Raw genomic sequence first — 19,936 nt, 5'->3', positions numbered from 1 at the left:
AAAACCGCATGGCACAGCCGCAGTTTGAATGCGATGCGCAAAATTGTCGCCAACAGCCTGTTTTTGGGGTATTAATTGCCTGCAATTTGAGCATTTGCTCAATGTCGCGTCCGGCGGGGGGCTATGACAAACAATATTTTACAGTTCTGGCAAAACGCCGGGGACGATCCATTTGAGCCGCTTTTTGAAGCAGCACCGATCCTGATGCACTCTATAGACGACAAGGGCATCCTCCTGAAAGTGAGCCGCTTCTGGAGCAGTAAACTTGGCTATAAGACAGAGGAAATGGTGGGCAGGCCATCGACCGATTTTCTGACAGAAAAGTCCAGAAAATATGCGCTGCAAACGGTGTTGCCCGAGTTCTATCGCAAAGGCAGTATGGCCAATGTTGAATATGTCTTTGTGCGAAAAGACGGCTCTCCGTTGCCGGTGCTTCTATCCGCGATCGCAGAATACGATGCTGAGGGGAATTTCGAACGGTCCCTTGCCGTCATGTTCGACAACACCGAAGCCAAGCGCGCGCAGGCAGAACTGGTTCAAAGCCAGCGCACAGATGCCATCGGTCGCCTTGTGGGAGGCGTTGCACATGATTTCAACAATCTGCTGACAGTCGTGCAGGGAAACCTCGAATTCATTAAGCTGGATTTCGATTCAGAGGAACGCGAGATTTTTCTCGCCGACGCCATGAACGCGGTGGAACGCGGCGCCGCCCTGACGCAACAACTTCTGACCTACGGGCGCAAGGCGAACCTCAACCCGAAACTGACCAATATCAATCGCGCCATCCGCGAGATGGATTCAATGCTCAGGCGCGTTCTGCCTTCGACCACAAGCATTGAAACCGTTGTGGCCGCGGGCCTTTGGCTGGTGGAGATCGACCGTCACCTGCTCGACACCGCGATCATCAACATCGTCAACAACGCGCAATATTCCATGCCCGAAAACGGGGCCACGCTGACCGTTGAGACCTGCAATGTCCGAATTTCGGATGAATATATCTCGGCCCGCCACGAGGATATTCAGCCAGGGCGCTATGTGATGCTGGCCATTTCTGACAACGGCAGCGGCATGACACGCGATGTCGCGGAACAGGTTTTTGAACCCTTCTTCACGACGAAACCGGTTGGCAAGGGATCTGGTCTTGGCCTGTCGATGGTATTCGGGTTCATCAAGCAATCCTCGGGTGCCATCCGCATCTATAGCGAGCCCGGGCATGGAACCACGGTAAAGATGTATTTTCCCGCCGTTGGAGCGCCTGACACACCCCCGGCAGATAAACCAGAGTATTTTGATTTCGAAGATGACGGCAATGACATCAAGATTCTGGTGGTCGAAGACGAGCCGGATGTCCGCAAGGTGCTGGTGCGCCAATTGCGCGGCATGGGACTGCGGATTTCGCAGGCAGAATCGGGCGACGACGCTTTCAAGATGATCGAAAACGGACATCGGCCTGACATTCTGCTGACCGATATTGTCATGCCCGGCACCCTACAGGGCCCCGCACTGGCCGCAGAGGCACGCGCTGTCATCGACGGTCTGCGGGTGATCTACGTGTCCGGCTACCCCAACGAGGCGGCCATTCACGGCAATGGTGTGAACCAGAATGACGTACAGCTGGTTAAACCCGTCGACACCAAAACGCTGACAAACGCGGTGGGAAAGATGATCAAGTTGATTGATGCACAGGCCGGTTCAGGCACGTAACCGCGCGCCTTTGGGATCAAAGGGTGGTTCATGCAGAATGGTAGCCTTGTGGGGTCGACCCAGCACCATGACGTCCACGACATCGCCGGGGTGTGCGCCCTTCACATATGCCAGCGCAAGGCTCATGCCGACGCTGAAACCATAGGCACCGGACGTTACCCGCCCGATCCCCTGCCCGTCCTTGAAGATCGGCTCACCGCCCGTGGCGTCTGCGTTGGACGCCTTCGTCTCCGCCGCGTCGAGCGCCAACAACACCAGGTTTTCGCGGGCAGGTTTGGCCAGGGTTTCCAGAACAGCCTGCTTGTTCAGGAAATCCTTATCCAGCTTGCACAACCGGTCGAGTCCCACTTCTTGCGGCCAGTATTCCGGAGAATACTCACGGCTCCAGGAGCCGTAGCCTTTTTCCACACGCAGGCTCATCAGCGCACGTGAGCCAACCGGACCGGCACCAAAGCGCCTGCCTTCTTCAATCAACAGATCAAAAAGCCGCGCCTGATCTTCTACCGCGCAATGCAACTCCCAGCCAAGATCGCCGGTGAAGGATACGCGCAAGGCCAGCACGCGAACCCCGGAGAGGTCAATCCAGCGGCAGGTCATGAAGGGGAAATCCTCGGTCGCAAGCGAGGTGTTGGTCAGGCGTTGCAGCATGTCACGCGACTTCGGACCGGCGACGTTAAACCCGCACATGACATCTGTGTGACTTTCAAATGTTGTGCCCGCCGGCAGCGGCACCGCCTTGAAAAACCGCTTGTGATAGCGCTCGGCCATGCCCGATCCGATGACCCAGAAATCATCTTCATCCAGACGAGTCACGGTGAAATCGCCGGCAATGCCGCCGCGTTTCCCAATAAGAGGCGTCAGACATGAACGTCCGACCACCCGGGGCATCCTGTTGGCGAAGACCGCATTCAACCAGTCTTCGGCCCCCGGCCCTTTGCAGCGGTATTTGGCAAAGTTCGAAATGTCGATGATGCCTGCCTTGTCACGCAGCATCCGACATTCACGCCCGACCGGTTCCCACCAGTTCTGGCGGGTGAATCCGTCGGTATCGCGCATGCCGGGTGTGTCCGCATACCACAAGGGATGCTCCCAGCCGTAATTCAGACCAAAAACTGCCCCCAGTTCTTGCTGGCGGTCATAGGCGGGACGCTTGCGCATCGGACGGCCCGCATCACGCTCTTCATTCGGGAAGTGTATCTTGAAGCGGTTGGCGTATTGGTCGCCGACGCGGGCCTTGGTGAAAGCCTTGTCGGCCCAGTCCCCAAAACGCGCCATATCCCAGGCAAACATGTCATAACGGGTCTCGCCCGTGACAATCCAGTCAGCGGCCAGCAGCCCCATGCCCCCCGATTGGGAAAACCCCGGAATGATGCCATTGCAGCAGAAGTAATTGGACAGCTCCGGCACCGGACCAAAAAGCACATTGCTGTCAGGCGACCAGATCATCGGCCCGTTGATGACCCGCTTGATCCCGGCCTCACCAACAACCGGAACGCGGTCTATCGCACGCATCATATTGTCTTCGATACGCTCCAGATCATCGGCGAAAAGCTCGTGACCAAAGCCCTGCGGCGTACCGTCCTCGGCCCAGAACCGCAGGTCCTTTTCATAAGCGCCGACCAGCAGGCCCTTGCCTTCCTGTCGCAGATAATATTCGCCGTCCCTATCCGCCACAGAGGGCAAACGCCGGTCCAATGCGTCAATTTCCGCAATTGTTTCGGTCACGAAATACTGGTGTTCTGTCGGTTGCAGGGGCAGTTCAATCCCCGCAAGTGCCGCAACCTCCCGCCCCCAGAGCCCCGCCGCATTGACCACCCATTCCGTTACGATATCGCCTTTGGGCGTGCGCACGATCCATGTGCCATCAGGCTGCTGCTCTGTGCCAGTCACCGGGCAAAACCGGATGATTTCGGCCCCGTTTTGCCGTGCGCCGGTAGCATAGGCATTGGTCACGCCGGAGGGATCGACGTTTCCGCCATCGGGTTCCCACATGATACAGCGGATGCCGTCGAAATTGACCAGCGGATGCAGCCGTTCGGCTTCATCCCGGCTGACCTCATGGAAATTCATATTGTATAGCTTGGCCTTGGCGGCCTGCAGACGTAACTGATGCTCGCGTTCAACCGTTTGCGCCAGATAGAGCGACCCCGGTTGAAACACACCGCAGCTTTGCCCGGTCTCTTCCTCCAGCCCGTTGTAGAGGTTCATGGTGTAATGCTGGATGCGGCTGATGTTGGTGCTGTCGTGCAGCCCGTGAATATTCGCCGCCGCATGCCATGTGGAGCCAGAGGTCAGTTCATCGCGCTCCAATAGCACCACGTCGCGCCACCCCAATTTGGTCAGATGGTAAAGAATGGAGCAGCCGATGACGCCGCCTCCGATGACAACGGCCTGAGCATGGGTGCGCATGAATGCGGTCCTTGAGATGTGTTGTGTCTTGGGCGAACTTGCGCCCTGCAAATCGTTGTTGATTGCATTTTCACGACATATCCGGTCGCGCGGGTACAAATCTGTTCTGAAATTGCGCGTGGTGGCGCCCGCTTGGTCGGGCCGGGCGGCGGCAACAGCCAGCGACAATAAATGTCGGTTTCACGATATCTCATGTACAAAGACGCTCTAACCTGCGGCCAGAACACCCAAGATAAGGCTGTCAGATATGCAAACCACCACCCGTGTTGCCATTATTGGCGGGGGCGTTGTCGGCGCTTCCGTTCTCTATCACCTCACAAAGCTGGGGTGGTCGGATGTGATGCTGTTGGAACGTTCGGAACTGACTTCTGGCTCCACCTGGCACGCAGCGGGCGGGTTTCACACGCTCAATGGCGACACCAATATGGCCGCCCTTCAGGGCTATACCATCCGGCTCTACAAAGAGCTGGAGGAGATCACGGGCATGTCCTGCGGGCTGCACCACGTGGGCGGTGTGACCCTTGCGGATAATCGCGACCGGTTTGATATGTTGCTCGCCGAGCGCGCCAAACATCGCTTCATGGGGCTGGAAACGGAGATTGTCGGGCCCGGGGAAATCAGAAAGATCGCGCCTGTCACAAATGTGGATGGCATCATCGGGGCGCTTTACGACCCGCTGGACGGGCACCTTGATCCGTCCGGAACGACACATGCCTATGCCAAGGCCGCGCGTATGGGTGGGGCGACGATCGAAACCCATTGCATGGTGCGCGAAACCAACCAGCGCAGCGATGGCAGTTGGGATGTGGTCACCGACAAGGGCAGTATTCATGCCGAACATGTGGTCAATGCGGCGGGTCTCTGGGCGCGCGAAGTGGGGGCGATGGCGGGCATCTACTTTCCCCTGCATCCGATGGAGCATCAGTATCTGGTGACCGAGGATGTCCCGCTCATCGTTGAGATGATGGCAGATGGTCTCGAGCACCCCCATGTGATGGACCCCGCTGGTGAAAACTATCTGCGTCAGGAAGGCCGCGGCCTTTGCATCGGATTTTATGAGCAGCCCTGCCGCCCCTGGGCCGTAGATGGAACAAGCTGGGAATTTGGTCAGGACCTGCTGCCCAATGATTTCGACAAGATCGAGGACAGCATTGATTTTGCCTATAAACGCTTCCCCGATCTGGAACGCGCGGGCGTCAAGAACGTGATCCACGGCCCCTTCACCTTTGCACCGGATGGCAATCCGCTGGTGGGTCCGGTGCCGGGCATGCGCAATTACTGGTCGGCCTGCGGCGTCATGGCGGGCTTCAGCCAGGGCGGCGGGGTTGGCCTGATGCTGGCGCAATGGATGATCGAAGGTGAACCCGAACGCGACACCATGGCCATGGATGTGGCGCGTTTCGGCGACTGGATCACGCCGGGCTATACTTTGCCGAAAGTGATCGAGAATTACCAAAAACGGTTTTCGGTCTCTTATCCCAACGAAGAATTGCCTGCCGCACGGCCCAACCGGACGACACCAATGTATGATATCTTCACCGGCCTCGGGGCCGTCTGGGGGCAGCAATACGGGCTGGAAGTAGCCAATTATTTTGCACAAGCAGATGAGCCCCGCTATGAAACACCCTCTTTCCGCCGCTCAGACGCCTTTGCAGCCACCGCGCGCGAAGTCAAAGCCGTTCGGTCAGGTATCGGCATCAATGAAGTGCAGAATTTCGGCAAATACCGCGTTACCGGACCGAAATCCCGCGACTGGCTGAACCGCATCATGGCCGGGCGCGTGCCATCCCCCGGGCGTCTCAGCCTGACGCCCATGCTGTCGCACAAGGGCAAACTCATCGGCGATTTCACCATCTCCTGCATCCACGATACGGAATTCCAGCTCACGGCCTCCTACGGGGCCCAAGCCTATCACTGGCGATGGTTCCTGCAAAATCTCGATGACGGCGTGCATATCGACAATATCTCCGACAAGCGCACCGGGTTCCAGATTGCCGGGCCCCGCGCAGGCGACGTTCTGGCGGCGTCCACCCGCGCGGACGTCAGCGATATGCGGTTTCTCGACGTAAGGCAGCTGGTCGTGGGAATGACCAACTGTATCGTGCAACAGGTCAGCTATACAGGCGATCTGGGTTACGAGATTTACTGCGATCCCATGGATCAGCGCGCCCTCTGGAACACGCTTTGGCAGGTCGGGCAGCCACATGGCATCACGCCTTTTGGCATGCGCGCGATGATGTCCCTGCGACTGGATCGGTTCTTTGGCAGCTGGATGGCAGAATTCTCGCCGGACTACACGGCGGCGGAAACCGGATTGGACCGGTTCATCAGCTTCCGCAAAAACGAAGATTTCATTGGTCGCGCCGCCGCTGAAAAAGAAAAATCTGAAGGCCCCGCGCGCCGATTGGTCAGTTTCGAGGTTGACGCCGAAGATGCGGATGTCCAGGGGTACGAACCCATTTGGCTCGATGGTTCAGTCGTCGGTTTCTGCACATCCGGCGGCTATTCGCACCACGCCGAAAAATCTATCGCCTTCGGATTTCTTCCGGCAGATCAGGTCGAGAAGGCGCCGGATGTCATGATCGAGATTCTGGGCCAAATGCGCCCCGCAAAGGTGATCACGAGACCCCTTTTCGAACCAGGCTCGGCAGGTGCAGATAGTTAAGCACGACAATGCCCCACTTTTGCTGAACGGCTGTTTAGAGTAACGTCAGATCATGACCGAGCAGGCCCTCAGCGATTTACCAATAATTCTGCTCGCGGCCGGGCAATCGCGCCGTATGCGTGGTGCCGACAAGCTTCTGGAAGAAGTCGATGGTATGCCGCTGCTGCGACGGCAGGCGAATATGGCCTGTATGGTTACTTGCGGCCCGATTCTGGTAGCCTTGCCACCACCACCGCATCCGCGCTACCAATGCCTTGATGGATTGGGCGTCAACCGCGTCGCCGTACGGAACGCAGCGGAAGGTATGAACGCCAGTCTCAGAACCGCCTTTGCCGCGCTTCCTGAAAAAACCGATGCAGCGATGCTCGTTCTGGCCGACCTTCCCGAGCTGACACCAGATGACTTGAATCTCGTTCTTCAGGCCGTTGATTTGAATAGTGATAATCTGATCTGGCGTGGCGCTACCGAAGATGGAAAACCCGGCCACCCCATCGTTTTTTCCGCGAAGCTCTTCCCCGAAATCGCCACCTTGACCGGAGATGACGGCGCACGCGCTGTTGTGTCAGAATTTGAGGATCAGGTTGAACGCGTCACGTTGCCGGGAAGCCGCGCCAGAATGGATCTTGATACGCCCGAAGAATGGGCAAAATGGCGATCCGCAGCGCCCGTTTGACGTCGGGCGATCCAGATGCGGAGAACTGTTCAGAACAGTTTGGTACCCAAGGCCGGACTCGAACCGGCACGCCTCGCGGCGGGGGATTTTGAATCCCCTGCGTCTACCATTCCGCCACTTGGGCAACGAGAGCGATCTACCGCGTCACTGCCCGTCCGGCAAGAGGATTTTACACCAAATCATCATCCGCCGCCTTGACCCTGCGTCTTTGCCATGTTTTCCACAGCCGAAATAGCGCAGGAGCGACAGCAGATGCTTCGCAAGATCTACGATTGGACGCTCAGCAAGGCTGATCACCCGCAGGCGCTGTGGGTGCTGGCTTTTGTCAGTTTCATCGAAAGTTCGGTTTTCCCTATCCCGCCCGATGTTCTGATGATTCCGATGATCATTGCGCGCCCCTCGCGCGCGTGGCGTATCGCCGCTGTGGCACTTGTTGCCTCGGTGCTGGGCGGTTTGCTGGGATACGCCATTGGTGCTTTTGCGATGGACACCATCGGCGACCCGATTCTGGCCTCCCTTGGCAAAACCGAAGCGAAGGTGATTTTTGACGAACGCTTCAATGACAAGGGCTTCTGGGCTGTTCTGATCGCGGGCATGACCCCGTTCCCCTACAAGGTCATCACCATTATGTCCGGGGCTACAGGCATGAACCTGACCACCTTCGTCGCCACCTCGATTTTGGCGCGTGGTTTGCGGTTTTTCATTGTCGCTTTCCTGTTGTGGAAATTTGGCGCGCCGATCCGTGAATTCATCGAAAAGCGCCTTGGCCTGATGTTCACCCTCTTTGTTATCTTGCTGGTTGGGGGCGTCTCCCTCCTGAAATTCCTATGACCCGACTGCACCTCGTCATGCTGGCGACCGCCGGTTCCGCAGCCCTTCTTCTGGGCGCTTTTGCGTTTCAGCACGTCGGTGGCATGGCGCCCTGCAAGATGTGCATCTGGCAGCGGTATCCTCATGTGATCGCGCTGCTGATCGGGCTGGTGGCGCTGAAATTGCAGAGCCGCCTTCTGATCCTGCTCGGGGCGCTATCGGTCTTTGCCACCGGTGCCGTTGGTGTCTTTCACGTCGGCGTGGAACAAGAATGGTGGCAGGGCCCGACGACCTGCAGTTCCGGGCCAATTGGCGGCAAAACAGCCGACGAACTGCTGGATCAGATTCTCACCGCGCCGCTTGTGCGCTGCGATGAGATCGCCTGGGAGATGCTGGGGATCAGCATGGCCGGATGGAATGCGTTGATCTCCTTTGCCCTCGTGATCCTCTGGCTGATGGCGCTGCGCCGCGCCTAAGAGGATTTTCGGGTGCTGAGCAGCAGGCTCGTCTCGCTCGCCGTCACCCCTTCAAGCCGTCGGATGTATGTCAACACGTTGTCGAATTTTTCGAGGGTCTCTGCACCGATCTCAACGATCACGTCCCAGCGTCCATTCGTGGAATAGACCTTCCGTATTTCCGGCAAACCGCCAAGGTGCCGAATGATCCGGTCAGTCCCGCGCCCCTCGATGGCAATCATCATTAATCCGCGGACGGCATCGGTCTGTCCATCTTCTTTCATCACGACGGAGAAACCCAGGATATCACCCCGTTCCTGTAACCTGGCCATCCGGGTTCGCACGGTCGCACGGGTCAGCCCAAGGACTGCAGCGAGCTCTGACAGTGATGCCCGGGCATTATGTCTGAGCGCGCCCACCAGCTTCTTATCCATTTCGTCCATCTTTAGTGTCCATATTGATAAATGTATCGACATTAGGCTCAATATGGACGCTTGTCGATATCCCGGAACGGTCGATATCTTTTACCCAAATCTGATATCTTGGAGAGAGCGATGACCCATCACACCTGTATACTTGTTGGTGCCCCCGTCGACAGCGGCAAACGTCGGCGTGGCTGTTTAATGGGTCCGGATGCCTATCGCACGGCGGGTCTGGCAGAGGCCTTAGCAGATCTTGGGCATCAGGTTGAAGATCGCGGCAACGTCACACCTGCCCCTTTCACACCCGGGCCGCATACCAAAATTCACGCGCTCGAAGAAACCATCGGATGGACCAAAGCGCTCGCCGACGCCGCACAGGCGAGCTTGAAGGACGGGCTGCCGATCTTTCTGGGGGGCGATCACTCGCTGTCTCTCGGAACGGTTTTGGGGGCCATGCGTCATGCCGATGACATCAACCGCCCACTCTTTGTACTCTGGCTCGATGCCCATAGCGATTTTCATACACCCGCAACCACGGACAGCGGCAATCTGCATGGCACACCGCTTGGCTTTGTGACAGGCCGGTCCGATTTCGACGGGTTTCCCGAAATTGCAAACCCGCTGCCACAGGACAACATTGCAATCATCGGCCTGCGATCAGTCGATTCCGCCGAACGCGCCGCCCTTCAGCAAACGTCGATACAGCACGTCGACATGCGCGAAATAGACGAGAGTGGCATTGCCAAACCGCTCTCGGCCTTCCTTGAGCGTGTCGCGGCGGTGAACGGCATGTTGCATGTCTCTTTGGACGTGGATTTTCTCGACCCCGCGGTCGCTCCCGCCGTTGGCACAACCGTCCCCGGCGGCGCGACCATTCGCGAAGGGCATCTGGTCATGGAAATGCTGCACGACAGCGGATTGATGACCTCACTTGATCTTGTAGAACTCAATCCCTTTCTGGACGAACGCGGCCGAACTGCGCAGGTGATGGTCGATCTTGCGGCATCTGCACTTGGCCGCCGTGTCTTTGACCGACCAACGCGAGCGTACTGACATGACAACACTGACCCCATCCGACAAAGCACTTGTCCCCTTCGTTTCCGTGGATCACATGATGCAGTTGATTCATCATATTGGCATAGAGGAAATGCTGCGCGGCCTAGCGAACTACATTGAAACAGATTTCAAGCGCTGGCAGCTGTTCGACAAGACACCGCGCGTCGCCAGCCATTCTGCCGAGGGTGTGATCGAATTGATGCCGACCTCCGACGGCGAAGTCTACGGATTCAAATACGTCAACGGGCATCCCAAGAACACGGCAGAGGGGTTACAGACGGTCACCGCATTCGGTCTGCTCGCCGATGTGGCCAGCGGCTATCCGGTGCTGTTGTCGGAGATGACAATGCTGACAGCAATGCGCACCGCCGCCACGTCTGCCCTCGTCGCCCGCCTGCTCGCCCCCAAACGTGCCACCACAATGGCGATGATCGGCAATGGCGCGCAGTCGGAATTTCAGAGCCTCGCGATGAAGGCCATTTGTGGTGTTCAGGAGATACGGCTCTATGACATTGATGCGCAGGCCACCGAAAAATGCGTGGCGAACCTGTCCGGTCTTGGTTTGACTGTGACACCCTGCACCACCGCCGAAGACGCGATGATGGGCGCTCAGATCATCACGACCTGCACCGCCGACAAGCAATATGCGACCATTCTGACAGATAATATGGTCGGAGCCGGCGTTCACATCAACGCAATCGGTGGGGATTGCCCGGGCAAGACCGAATTGGCGCCAGCGATTCTGCATCGCTCAGATATTTTCGTCGAATACCCCGAACAAACCCGCATTGAAGGCGAGATTCAACAACTGGATGACGATCACCCTGTGACCGAAATCTGGCAGGTGTTGACCGGTCAGGCCGCCGGTCGCGTTTCGGATAAACAGATAACACTCTTCGATTCGGTGGGTTTTGCCATCGAGGATTTCAGCGCCTTGCGCTATGTGCGCGACCAGATCGAAACAACCCGGCTTTTCCATCCGCTCGATTTGCTGGCCGATCCTGATGACCCGCGGGACCTCTTTGGCATGTTGCAAAGGTCGACACAGGGCTGACGCATGAAAGGCGCGGTTTTGGGCACGCCCAAAACTCGATAATGGCGCGCGCGGGCACAGCCCGCGCTCCGCTTGACAACAGGAATTATCCCTTGGTCACATCATGTCCGTAGATCCAGTCGAACTGCCGGATCATCGCGCCCGGAGCCAGCTGACTGCCCAGCCGTAATCCAAGATGCGCAAAACGGCGCGTGATACCTTCGCTCAGGTGATATTTCCACGCATTTCCGCTGGCCGCTTCGATGACGCGGCTGACCCGCGCTTTTCGCAAGCTCTGATAGGCTGTTTGGGCCGTACCCTCATTCAGACATCGCGCCAGAACCCATGCATCTTCCAACGCAAGGTTGGCACCCTGGGCGAGAAACGGCAAAGTGGGATGCGCCGCATCGCCCAAAAGGGCAACATTCCCGCGCATCCATGTCTCGGCGACGGGATGTCGGAACAATCCCCAGAGCCGAACATCCCGGACATCTGCCAGCGCCTGCGCCGCGATCCCTCCAAAATCCGCAAAAGCTGCCCGCAGATTTTTCGGATCATCCTCGTGATGCCAGCCCTCATCGGCCCAGGTGTCCCTTTCCTGAACAGCTACGATATTGGTAAAGGCGCCACCGCGGATTGGGTAACTCACCAGATGCCGTCCCGGCCCCATGGTTACCCGGGCTTCAGATGCGGCGCTGGTGGCGGGAACCAGAGCGCGCCAGGCGACCTGACCGGTGAACTGCGCTTTCTCGCCGGGCGATACCCGCGCGCGCGCCACCGAATGGATGCCATCGGCGCAGACCACGACCTCCGCCCTTGCCGAAGACCCGTCGACACATCGCACCTCCGGCAAATCGCCGGGGATGACATCTTCAATCTGCGTGCCAAGCTGGAGGGTCACATTCGCCTGTCGCGCCGCACGTATCAGCAGGCTGATCAGATCAGCACGGTGCACAAAGAGATATCGCTGGTCTTTCAGGCGGCGAAGATTCAGCCGCGCCACTTCCGAGCCACGTTTGTAATCGGCCAGCACCACGGCTTGCGCCTCTACCGCCCCTGCCCGCAGCAGCGCATCCTCCAGCCCCAGGGCGCGCAACACTGCAAGCCCGTTGGGGCTAATCTGCAAGCCCGCGCCAACTTCCGCGATCTCAGGGGCTTGCTCAAGGAGCGTCACCGCAACGCCATTGCGGGCCATAGCCGTCGCACAGGCCAACCCTCCGATACCACCTCCGACAACAATCGCATTTTTGATCATGGGATCCTCAAACAAAAAACGCCGAAGCAAAATGCTCCGACGCTTCTAAACTTTTTCCGGCTCGGTGGGAGCCTGATCAATCGTCGCGGTGCACTTTCTCGCGGCGCTCGTGGCGCTCCTGAGCTTCGAGGCTCATGGTTGCGATCGGGCGAGCATCCAACCGCTTCAGAGAGATCGGCTCGCCTGTCACCGAGCAATAGCCAAATTCACCTTCGTCGATACGGCGCAGCGCCCCGTCAATCTTGCTGACCAGCTTGCGCTGACGATCCCGGGTCCGCAGCTCAAGCGCGCGATCCGTCTCCTCCGAGGCGCGGTCCGCAACGTCCGGTATGTTGCGTGTCCCGTCCTGCAATCCCTCGATTGTGTCCCGGCTGCCTGCAAGCAGCTCTGACCGCCAGTTCAGCAATTTGCGCCGAAAATACTCCACCTGTCGTTCGTTCATGAACGGTTCGTCTTCAGCCGGGCGATAATCATCCGGCAGAAACACTTCCTGTTTCATTTGCTTCCCCTTAACGTGGCTTACGTCATTCATACACGACTTGTCCTCAGGCAAGTGCCCCCATGCGGCACGATCTATCCCACGTCCTGACAATTGTCACTACACAATGCAGAAGAATTCTGGCTAAAAGCGAAACAAGAATTCATCGTGCAAAGGGTTGACAGAAGAATGAAATTCCAGGGAACGGCCGAATACATCGCCACAGACGACCTGACCATTGCCGTGAACGCGGCTGTCACACTGGAAAGGCCCCTGCTCGTTAAAGGCGAACCCGGCACAGGCAAGACCGAACTGGCCCGGCAGGTCTCTGCTTCCTTGGGTCTTTCGCTGATTGAATGGAACATCAAATCCACAACCCGCGCTCAGCAGGGTCTTTATGAATACGACGCCGTGAGCCGGTTGCGCGATAGCCAATTGGGGGAGGCGCGCGTTCACGACGTGAAGAACTACATCCGCAAAGGCAAGCTTTGGGAGGCCTTCGAGGCCGATCAAAAGGTCGTGTTGCTGATCGACGAGATCGATAAGGCCGACATCGAATTTCCCAACGACCTGCTGCAGGAACTCGATAAGATGGAGTTCTTCGTCTATGAGACAGGCGAAACCATACGTGCCCGCCACCGCCCGGTGGTCATCATCACCTCCAACAACGAAAAAGAACTGCCCGATGCCTTTCTGCGCCGCTGTTTTTTTCACTACATCCGGTTTCCCGAAATCGAGACGCTGCGTGAGATCGTCGAGGTTCATTTTCCGGGCATCAAGGACGCCCTGCTCACCACCGCGCTTACCCAGTTCTATGAGATCAGGGATCAGGCTGGTCTGAAGAAGAAGCCGTCTACGTCAGAAGTTCTTGATTGGCTGAAACTGCTGCTGGCAGAGGACATGAGTGCCGAAGACCTCAAGTCATCCGGCGCCAATTCCCTGCCGAAACTGCACGGGGCGCTGCTGAAGAACGAGCAGGATGTGCATCTGTTTGAACGGTTGGCTTTTCTCGCCCGTAGTGGTCGTTGAGTCACAGGGAAAACACGACAGATATCAAAAGCTTGCCTTGATGCGTTTTTCGCGACTAAACTGAAAGCGATCTGCGGCGACAAGACTGCGGACAGAGGCTGAAGGCAGGCTAATAAATGACAAATACGGCATCTGTCGTCGTGCGCCCCCTGCGCAGGACGGACAAAGAGCAATGGGCTGCCCTCTGGACAGCATATCTCGCATTCTACGAAACATCGCGTCCGACGGAAATCTTCGACCTCTATTTCGAAAGGTTGTTGGGCAATGATGCGCAGGATTTCAATGGGTTGGTCGCTGAAGTTAATGGGGAGCTTGTCGGGCTCACCCACTATCTGTTCCACCGGCATGGCTGGTCAGAGGCGAACACCTGCTATTTACAGGATCTCTATGCAAACCCGGATGTTCGGGGGAAAGGCATCGGGCGCGCGCTGATTGAAGCGGTCTATGAGGCGTCCGACGCCGCCGGGATCGCCACTGTCTATTGGCTGACGCAGGATTTCAATGCCGAGGCGCGCAGGCTCTATGATCGGATTGGCGTCAAAACTCCCTTCATCAAGTATGCACGCGCATGAGACGGCGGCTGATCCTACCTGTCATCATGGTGCTAAACGCCTGCGTCCCGGTCACGCAGGGTGGAACCCCTTCCCGCGCGGTGATTGCCGAAAGCACGTTGCCACCGATGAAAACCTTCGGACGGGCCGCGATCAGCCGCCCCGCCGTTTCCAACGCCAATCTGGTGCAGGATTTCGTGGATTTGTCTTTCCAAATGGAAAGCGGGCGCAAGTTACCGGTGCTGACACGTTTCGAGGGGCCGATCACCCTGCGGCTAACCGGCGCTCCGCCGCCCACCCTGACAGGCGATCTGCGCAACTTGCTGGGCCGGTTGCGCAATGAAGCGGGCATCCGGATCACAACAACCACCTCCGCTACTGCGAACATCACGGTGCAGTCCGTTTCCAGGTCAGAAATCCGCAAGGTTCTGCCACAGGCCGCCTGTTTTGTGGCACCAAATGTCTCGTCAATCCGTGAATACCGCGCGGCGCGGCGCAAAGCCCAGACCAACTGGACCCTGCTCAAGACACGCGAAAGACTGGCGATCTTTGTTCCCAATGATGTCAGCCCTCAGGAGGTTCGCGATTGCCTGCATGAGGAGCTCGCACAAGCTCTGGGGCCGCTCAATGATCTTTACCGCCTGCCGAATTCGGTTTTCAACGACGACAATGTGCACACCGTTCTGACCAGTTTCGACATGCTGATCCTGCGGGCGACCTATGCACCTGAACTGCAATCCGGCATGAGCCGCGAAGCGGTTGCCCGACGCTTGCCGGCGATCTTCGCAAGGATCAATCCGCGCGGCCAGTCCGGCGCAAGAACACCGGCGGACCCAACCCCACAGACATGGAAAGAAGCCATCCAGACGGCACTTGGCCCCGGCGCGGGACGCACCGCCCGGCGTGCTGCAACCGAGACAGCCGTACGCATCGCCACTGAACGCAACTGGACCGACAACCGCCGGGCTTTTGCCCATTACGCGAAGGCGCGCTTGCTGCAAGGGTCCGACCCAGTGGCGGCCCGTCAGCAATACGTCATTGCCGACCGGTTCTATGCCAAATCGACGCAAACCCAGCTACACCGTGCCTATGTCGCCACGCAACTGGCCGCCTATGAGATTGCCAATGGCAATGCCGTGCGCGCCTTGCGGATCATCGAGCCCAACATCGAAACCGCCCGAACTGCGCAAAACGCGGCCCTTTTGGCAACCCTTCAGCTCTTGCGGGCCGAAGCGCTGGATTTGATCGGGCGCACCACCGAGGCAAGCGCTGTCAGGCTGGACAGTCTGGGATGGGCACGTTACGGCTTTGGCGCTGACTGGGCAGTACGGGCAAAGATACGTGAAATCTCCGCTCTGACCCCTGGAAACTCACCGGTCTAGCGTCACTTTCCCACGAGGGCAAAGACCGGCCCGACGACTTAAGAGGGATCAGATGATCGTCATTATCGCTGCCATTCTTGGCGCAATCTTCGGCGGCGTAACCGCGGCGCGCCGTAACGGAAACCGCAAGGACATCGCCCAATATGCGGCAGGCTATGCGATGGCTTTTGTTGTGGTTGGCATGATTGTGACGGTGATCTTACACCGGATGATCGTCTAGGGCTGAGCGATGTTTCTGCCGTTCTTCGACGCCCTGCGCAAAAATGCAGTTCCTGTTTCCTTGCGCGAATTTTTGGCCTTTCTGGAAGGCATGCAGGCGGGGCTCGCCACCTATGATGTCGAAGCGTTTTACTATCTGGCCCGGGTGACGCTGGTCAAAGACGAGCGCAACATCGACAAGTTTGACCGGGCTTTTGCAACCGCCTTTTCAGGTTTGGAAAATATCTCTGTGCAGGATGTGATGGAAGCCGTTGAAATTCCCGGCGACTGGCTGGAGAAAATGGCTGAAAAGCACCTGACGCCCGAGGAGAAAGCAGAGATCGAGGCCCTGGGAGGCTTCGACAAGCTCATGGAAACGCTCAAAAAACGTCTTGAAGAGCAAAAGGGCCGGCATCAGGGCGGCAACAAATGGATCGGCACCGCAGGCACCTCACCTTTTGGGGCCTACGGATACAATCCCGAAGGCATCCGCATCGGTCAGGACAGCTCGCGCCATCAGCGCGCCATCAAGGTCTGGGACAAACGCGAGTTCAGGAATCTCGACGATACGGTCGAGCTTGGCACCCGCAACATCAAGGTTGCGTTGAAACGTCTGCGGCGATGGGCACGTGATGGTGCGGATGACGAGCTGGACCTCAACGGGACCATCCGCGCCACGGCTGAACATGGGTATCTCGACGTCAAGACCCGCCCCGAACGCCGCAACGCGGTCAAGGTTCTGCTTTTTCTCGATGTTGGCGGCTCCATGGACCCGCACGTAAAAGTGGTCGAAGAGCTCTTCTCTGCCGCCCGGGCGGAATTTAAACACATGGAATACTATTACTTCCACAATTGCCTTTACGAAGGGGTCTGGCGCGACAACCGGCGTCGATGGAACGCACAAATTCCCACCCATGAAGTTCTGCGCACCTATGGGCCTGACTACAAATGCATCTTCGTAGGAGATGCGTCGATGTCGCCCTATGAGGTCGCCTACCCCGGTGGCGCCTCCGAGCATTGGAACGAGGAAAGTGGCGCGACATGGTTGACGCGCGCGCGCGATCAATGGGCAGCGACGCTCTGGATCAATCCGGTGCCCGAAAAATACTGGGGTTACACACAATCCATTTCAATGATTCAGGAGATCATCGGCCCTGACGCGATGGTGCCCATGACCCTTGAAGGTCTTTCAAGAGGTATGAAAACCCTCACGCGCTAGCAGGAGCGAGCATTAAGACACCCTCAAATCCTTGCAAACTGGCCCTTTGGCGCTTGTCCGAAGCGCCCTGCCCGCCCATATCATGAGCATGATCAAGTTCATGCCCATTCTTCTCGCCATTCTCTACGGGCTGGCGATGTACCGATTTTCCGCCTGGCGTACCGCAAAGGAGCTGGATGCCAAATCGACGGAACTGGCAGATGGCAAGCTGAAGATCTTGATGGACCAGATGGCTGCCGCGTTGGAGCTGCCCCGTATTCGCGTCTATATCTACGAGGTCGACCCGGTGAACGGGCTGGCCGCCCCGGACGGGCGCATTTTCATTACCCGCGGGTTCTACAATAAATTCCGCGCAGGCGAAGTGACGGACACGGAGATGGCCAGTGTCATCGCACATGAGATGGGGCATGTCGCCCTGGGCCATTCGCGCCGCAGGATGATTGATTTCTCGGGTCAGAATGCGCTGCGCACTGCGCTTGCGATGGTGCTCGGCCGGTTCATTCCGGGGGTCGGCGTATGGCTTGCCGGGATGCTGACGACGCTGCTGGCCGCCCGCCTGTCCCGTTCAGATGAATATGAGGCCGATGCCTATGCGGCAGCATTGCTGACAAAGGCTGGCATCGGTGTTGAGCCGCAAATCAGCCTCTTTGAAAAGCTTGAACGACTGACCCAGCAAAATGCCGGAACAGCACCCGCCTGGCTGCTGAGCCACCCCAAAACGCAAGATCGTATCGCCGCCCTCAAAGCGCTCGAAGCAAAATGGATTGCGCCACGGTAGGGTCGAATTTTCGTTCTATTGCAGCGCCTTGGCGAGCCGAGGTAACCTTGCCTTTTTCAACAGAGGCCGCATGTCCCATGGACGTCCGGAAAGCCGCCGCGCTTCGCGCAGCACCGCCTGTGCAACCGTCTCAACCCGCGCGGGGTTGGCCTGCCAGTCCATATACAGAAAACCGTCGGGGTTCACCCTTTGCAGCCCTTCCTCGGCCAAGATACCTTTTGGAAAGTCTTTATTATTCAAGGTCATGATGGCATCACTTGACGTTGAAACCGCTGTTGCCAGAACATGAATGTCATCGGCATCCGGCAGCCACAGCGACATGTCGAGATGCGGCGCGGGTTTGGCTTCGGCTTTGGGCCATTTGGCGCGCAGCAAGGCAATCTCCGCACGTGCTTGCGCTTCGCCGGCAGCGCCCAGTTTGATTGCAGCCCGCGCCCATTCTTCCAGAATGCGCGCCGACCACACAGGCTCAAACGCTCCTTGGGCTGCAACCCCCAGCACCATTTCCCGCATGACCGTTGGGTAAAGAACGCAGGTATCAACGACAATCCGCATGGATCACAGCCGGAAAAAGATGGATTTCAGGTACCCGCTTTCGGCCAGTTGCGGCAGCTGTGGATGATCGGGCCCGGCAAAGCCCGTGTAGATGAGCGATGCCCGCCGACCGGCCCTGCCGATGCCCCGGACCGACGCGGTGCGGAAGGCGGAAAGATCCGCCGCGTGAGAGCACGAACACAGGCCCAGAATCCCGTTTTCAGCAACCAGCGGTGCTGCCATCCGGGCAACGCGCTCATAGGCCCGAAGACCCGCCTCCAAAGCAGGTTTGCCCGGTGCGAAGGCAGGCGGATCACAGATCACAAGGTCAAACTCTGCCCCTTCGGCTCGTAAATCCGCCAGAACCTCGAAGGCATCGCCCTTTCGCGTGGCAAACCGATCTTCAACCCCCATCGCGGCAGCGCCCTGTTCTGCCAGTGCCAAGGCTGGCGCTGATCCGTCAACGCCGACGGCTGATGTCGCGCCATGGGCAAGACAGGCCAAAGAAAAACCGCCAACATGACAGAAAACATCCAGCACCCGCGCATCACGCGCCAGGTTGGCTGCAAAGGTGTGGTTGGGGCGTTGATCGTAAAAAAGGCCGGTTTTCTGCCCCCCGGTCAGATCCGCCAGATATCTGGCCCCATTCATCGGAACGACAACCGGCGCATCGGGCAGAGCGCCGTGCAACACATCGGAGGTATCGTCCAGCCCTTCAAGCGCGCGGGTCCGTCCGGTGGCGTTCTTGAGAATTGTCCTGGCCCCGGTGACCGATCGAAGTGCTGCACTCAGGGGCTCCAGCAGGTGTTCGGCCCAGGCGGCATTGGGCTGAATGACAAAGATGTCGTCAAAACGATCAATCACCACGCCGGGCAAGCCATCTGCTTCCGCATGCACAAGGCGGTAGAAAGGATCGGGAAAGAGACGCGACCGAAGCGCCAGGGCCTTGGTCAGCCGCCCCTCAAACCACGCTTCATCAATCACGGCGTCAGGGTTGGGATCAATCATCCGCGCAATGATCTTTGATTTGGGGTTCACCGCCACCAGCCCCATAGGATTGCGCGCGTCATCCAGCAATTGCGCCAAGGTGCCCGGCACGATGGCCTTAGTGCGACGGTCGGTAACCAGCTCATTGGCATAAACCCAGGGAAATCCGTGCCGGACAGCACGGGCGTTTGCTTTGGGTTTCAGGCGCACAACCGGCATATCACCGGTCGCAGGGGCGGAATTGGAAAAGGGCGCTGTCATAGCGCCCTCCTCTAGTCTGTTCTGATGGTGGGTGAAA

Annotated in this window: 19 protein-coding genes and 1 tRNA gene; 13 read left to right on the top strand and 7 right to left on the bottom strand. The window is 58.1% G+C overall.

The genetic code is table 11. The features are described 5' to 3' along the window. The first annotated feature begins 123 nt into the window (after nucleotides 1-123). Complete coding sequence (locus ACOTTU_RS04670) at nucleotides 124-1,704, top strand: ATP-binding protein (protein WP_425656251.1); 1,581 nt, start codon at nucleotides 124-126, stop codon at nucleotides 1,702-1,704. Here the strand turns inward: ACOTTU_RS04670 and ACOTTU_RS04665 are convergent. After that, nucleotides 1,693-4,113 (bottom strand): GcvT family protein, encoded by a 2,421-nt coding sequence (locus ACOTTU_RS04665; RefSeq protein ID WP_425656250.1) that lies wholly within the window; start codon nucleotides 4,111-4,113, stop codon nucleotides 1,693-1,695. The two genes, ACOTTU_RS04670 and ACOTTU_RS04665, sit on opposite strands and share 12 nt — an antisense overlap. Before the next feature lie 247 nt (nucleotides 4,114-4,360). On the opposite strand from ACOTTU_RS04665, the gene ACOTTU_RS04660 reads away from it, so the two are divergent. Both ACOTTU_RS04660 and ACOTTU_RS04655 read left to right on the top strand, forming a co-directional pair. Continuing rightward, entirely contained in the window at nucleotides 4,361-6,778 is a 2,418-nt protein-coding gene (locus tag ACOTTU_RS04660) for a GcvT family protein (RefSeq protein ID WP_425656249.1), read from the top strand. A gap of 52 nt (nucleotides 6,779-6,830) precedes the next feature. Further along, on the top strand, nucleotides 6,831-7,451 hold the full coding sequence (locus ACOTTU_RS04655; protein ID WP_425656248.1) for a nucleotidyltransferase family protein: 621 nt from the start codon (nucleotides 6,831-6,833) through the stop codon (nucleotides 7,449-7,451). Between the two features lie 40 nt (nucleotides 7,452-7,491). Here the strand turns inward: ACOTTU_RS04655 and ACOTTU_RS04650 are convergent. Further along, nucleotides 7,492-7,575 (bottom strand) — tRNA-Leu (locus tag ACOTTU_RS04650). A gap of 128 nt (nucleotides 7,576-7,703) precedes the next feature. Between ACOTTU_RS04650 and ACOTTU_RS04645 the strand changes: the two genes are divergently transcribed. Together ACOTTU_RS04645 and ACOTTU_RS04640 are read left to right on the top strand one after the other, a co-directional pair. Then, nucleotides 7,704-8,282 carry a YqaA family protein gene (locus ACOTTU_RS04645; RefSeq protein WP_425656247.1) on the top strand — a complete coding sequence of 193 codons (579 nt, stop codon included), beginning with the start codon at nucleotides 7,704-7,706 and terminating at the stop codon, nucleotides 8,280-8,282. Continuing rightward, complete coding sequence (locus ACOTTU_RS04640) at nucleotides 8,279-8,737, top strand: disulfide bond formation protein B (protein WP_425656246.1); 459 nt, start codon at nucleotides 8,279-8,281, stop codon at nucleotides 8,735-8,737. Before ACOTTU_RS04645 ends, ACOTTU_RS04640 begins: the two co-directional genes overlap by 4 nt. Here ACOTTU_RS04640 and ACOTTU_RS04635 read toward each other — a convergent pair. After that, the gene (locus ACOTTU_RS04635; RefSeq protein WP_298917981.1) at nucleotides 8,734-9,159 is read right to left on the bottom strand and encodes an Lrp/AsnC family transcriptional regulator; all 426 of its coding nucleotides are present in this window, start codon (nucleotides 9,157-9,159) and stop codon (nucleotides 8,734-8,736) included. The genes ACOTTU_RS04640 and ACOTTU_RS04635 overlap by 4 nt on opposite strands. Before the next feature lie 111 nt (nucleotides 9,160-9,270). Here ACOTTU_RS04635 and rocF point away from each other — a divergent pair, with 111 nt between their 5' ends. Together rocF and ACOTTU_RS04625 are read left to right on the top strand one after the other, a co-directional pair. Then, on the top strand, nucleotides 9,271-10,191 hold the full coding sequence (gene rocF, locus ACOTTU_RS04630; RefSeq protein WP_425656245.1) for an arginase: 921 nt from the start codon (nucleotides 9,271-9,273) through the stop codon (nucleotides 10,189-10,191). Between the two features lies 1 nt (nucleotide 10,192). Continuing rightward, complete coding sequence (locus ACOTTU_RS04625) at nucleotides 10,193-11,248, top strand: ornithine cyclodeaminase (RefSeq protein ID WP_425656244.1); 1,056 nt, start codon at nucleotides 10,193-10,195, stop codon at nucleotides 11,246-11,248. Between the two features lie 85 nt (nucleotides 11,249-11,333). On the opposite strand, the gene ACOTTU_RS04620 is transcribed toward ACOTTU_RS04625, so the two are convergent. Both ACOTTU_RS04620 and dksA read right to left on the bottom strand, forming a co-directional pair. Further along, the gene (locus ACOTTU_RS04620) at nucleotides 11,334-12,482 is read right to left on the bottom strand and encodes an FAD-dependent monooxygenase (protein ID WP_425656243.1); all 1,149 of its coding nucleotides are present in this window, start codon (nucleotides 12,480-12,482) and stop codon (nucleotides 11,334-11,336) included. 76 nt (nucleotides 12,483-12,558) lie between these two features. Continuing rightward, entirely contained in the window at nucleotides 12,559-13,014 is a 456-nt protein-coding gene (gene dksA / locus ACOTTU_RS04615) for an RNA polymerase-binding protein DksA (RefSeq protein ID WP_298917973.1), read from the bottom strand. A gap of 135 nt (nucleotides 13,015-13,149) precedes the next feature. Between dksA and ACOTTU_RS04610 the strand changes: the two genes are divergently transcribed. The 6 genes from ACOTTU_RS04610 to ACOTTU_RS04585 all read left to right on the top strand — a co-directional run bounded on the left by ACOTTU_RS04610 (nucleotide 13,150) and on the right by ACOTTU_RS04585 (nucleotide 18,117). Further along, nucleotides 13,150-13,989: an AAA family ATPase gene (locus ACOTTU_RS04610; protein WP_425656242.1), complete on the top strand. Its 840-nt coding sequence runs from the start codon at nucleotides 13,150-13,152 to the stop codon at nucleotides 13,987-13,989. A gap of 116 nt (nucleotides 13,990-14,105) precedes the next feature. After that, a complete protein-coding gene (locus ACOTTU_RS04605) occupies nucleotides 14,106-14,561 on the top strand; it encodes a GNAT family N-acetyltransferase (RefSeq protein ID WP_425656241.1) in 456 nt (151 codons plus the stop codon). Next, nucleotides 14,558-15,922: a DUF2927 domain-containing protein gene (locus tag ACOTTU_RS04600; RefSeq protein ID WP_425656240.1), complete on the top strand. Its 1,365-nt coding sequence runs from the start codon at nucleotides 14,558-14,560 to the stop codon at nucleotides 15,920-15,922. Before ACOTTU_RS04605 ends, ACOTTU_RS04600 begins: the two co-directional genes overlap by 4 nt. A gap of 52 nt (nucleotides 15,923-15,974) precedes the next feature. Beyond that, on the top strand, nucleotides 15,975-16,142 hold the full coding sequence (locus tag ACOTTU_RS04595; RefSeq protein WP_425656239.1) for an apolipoprotein acyltransferase: 168 nt from the start codon (nucleotides 15,975-15,977) through the stop codon (nucleotides 16,140-16,142). A 9-nt stretch (nucleotides 16,143-16,151) separates the two neighbouring features. Further along, on the top strand, nucleotides 16,152-17,339 hold the full coding sequence (locus ACOTTU_RS04590; RefSeq protein WP_425656238.1) for a vWA domain-containing protein: 1,188 nt from the start codon (nucleotides 16,152-16,154) through the stop codon (nucleotides 17,337-17,339). Between the two features lie 88 nt (nucleotides 17,340-17,427). Continuing rightward, a complete protein-coding gene (locus ACOTTU_RS04585) occupies nucleotides 17,428-18,117 on the top strand; it encodes a M48 family metalloprotease (RefSeq protein ID WP_298918452.1) in 690 nt (229 codons plus the stop codon). A 15-nt stretch (nucleotides 18,118-18,132) separates the two neighbouring features. Here ACOTTU_RS04585 and ACOTTU_RS04580 read toward each other — a convergent pair whose 3' ends face one another. Together ACOTTU_RS04580 and ACOTTU_RS04575 are read right to left on the bottom strand one after the other, a co-directional pair. After that, nucleotides 18,133-18,672 carry an RSP_2648 family PIN domain-containing protein gene (locus ACOTTU_RS04580; protein WP_425656237.1) on the bottom strand — a complete coding sequence of 180 codons (540 nt, stop codon included), beginning with the start codon at nucleotides 18,670-18,672 and terminating at the stop codon, nucleotides 18,133-18,135. 3 nt (nucleotides 18,673-18,675) lie between these two features. Continuing rightward, the gene (locus ACOTTU_RS04575) at nucleotides 18,676-19,899 is read right to left on the bottom strand and encodes an RSP_2647 family RNA methyltransferase (RefSeq protein ID WP_425656236.1); all 1,224 of its coding nucleotides are present in this window, start codon (nucleotides 19,897-19,899) and stop codon (nucleotides 18,676-18,678) included. Between the last annotated feature and the right edge of the window lie 37 nt (nucleotides 19,900-19,936).

The sequence above is a fragment of the Roseobacter sp. EG26 genome (assembly GCF_049830555.1).
Lineage (GTDB): Bacteria > Pseudomonadota > Alphaproteobacteria > Rhodobacterales > Rhodobacteraceae > Roseobacter.
Note: the sequence above shows the minus strand (reverse complement) of the source record. Positions and strands in the feature narration are given on the sequence as shown.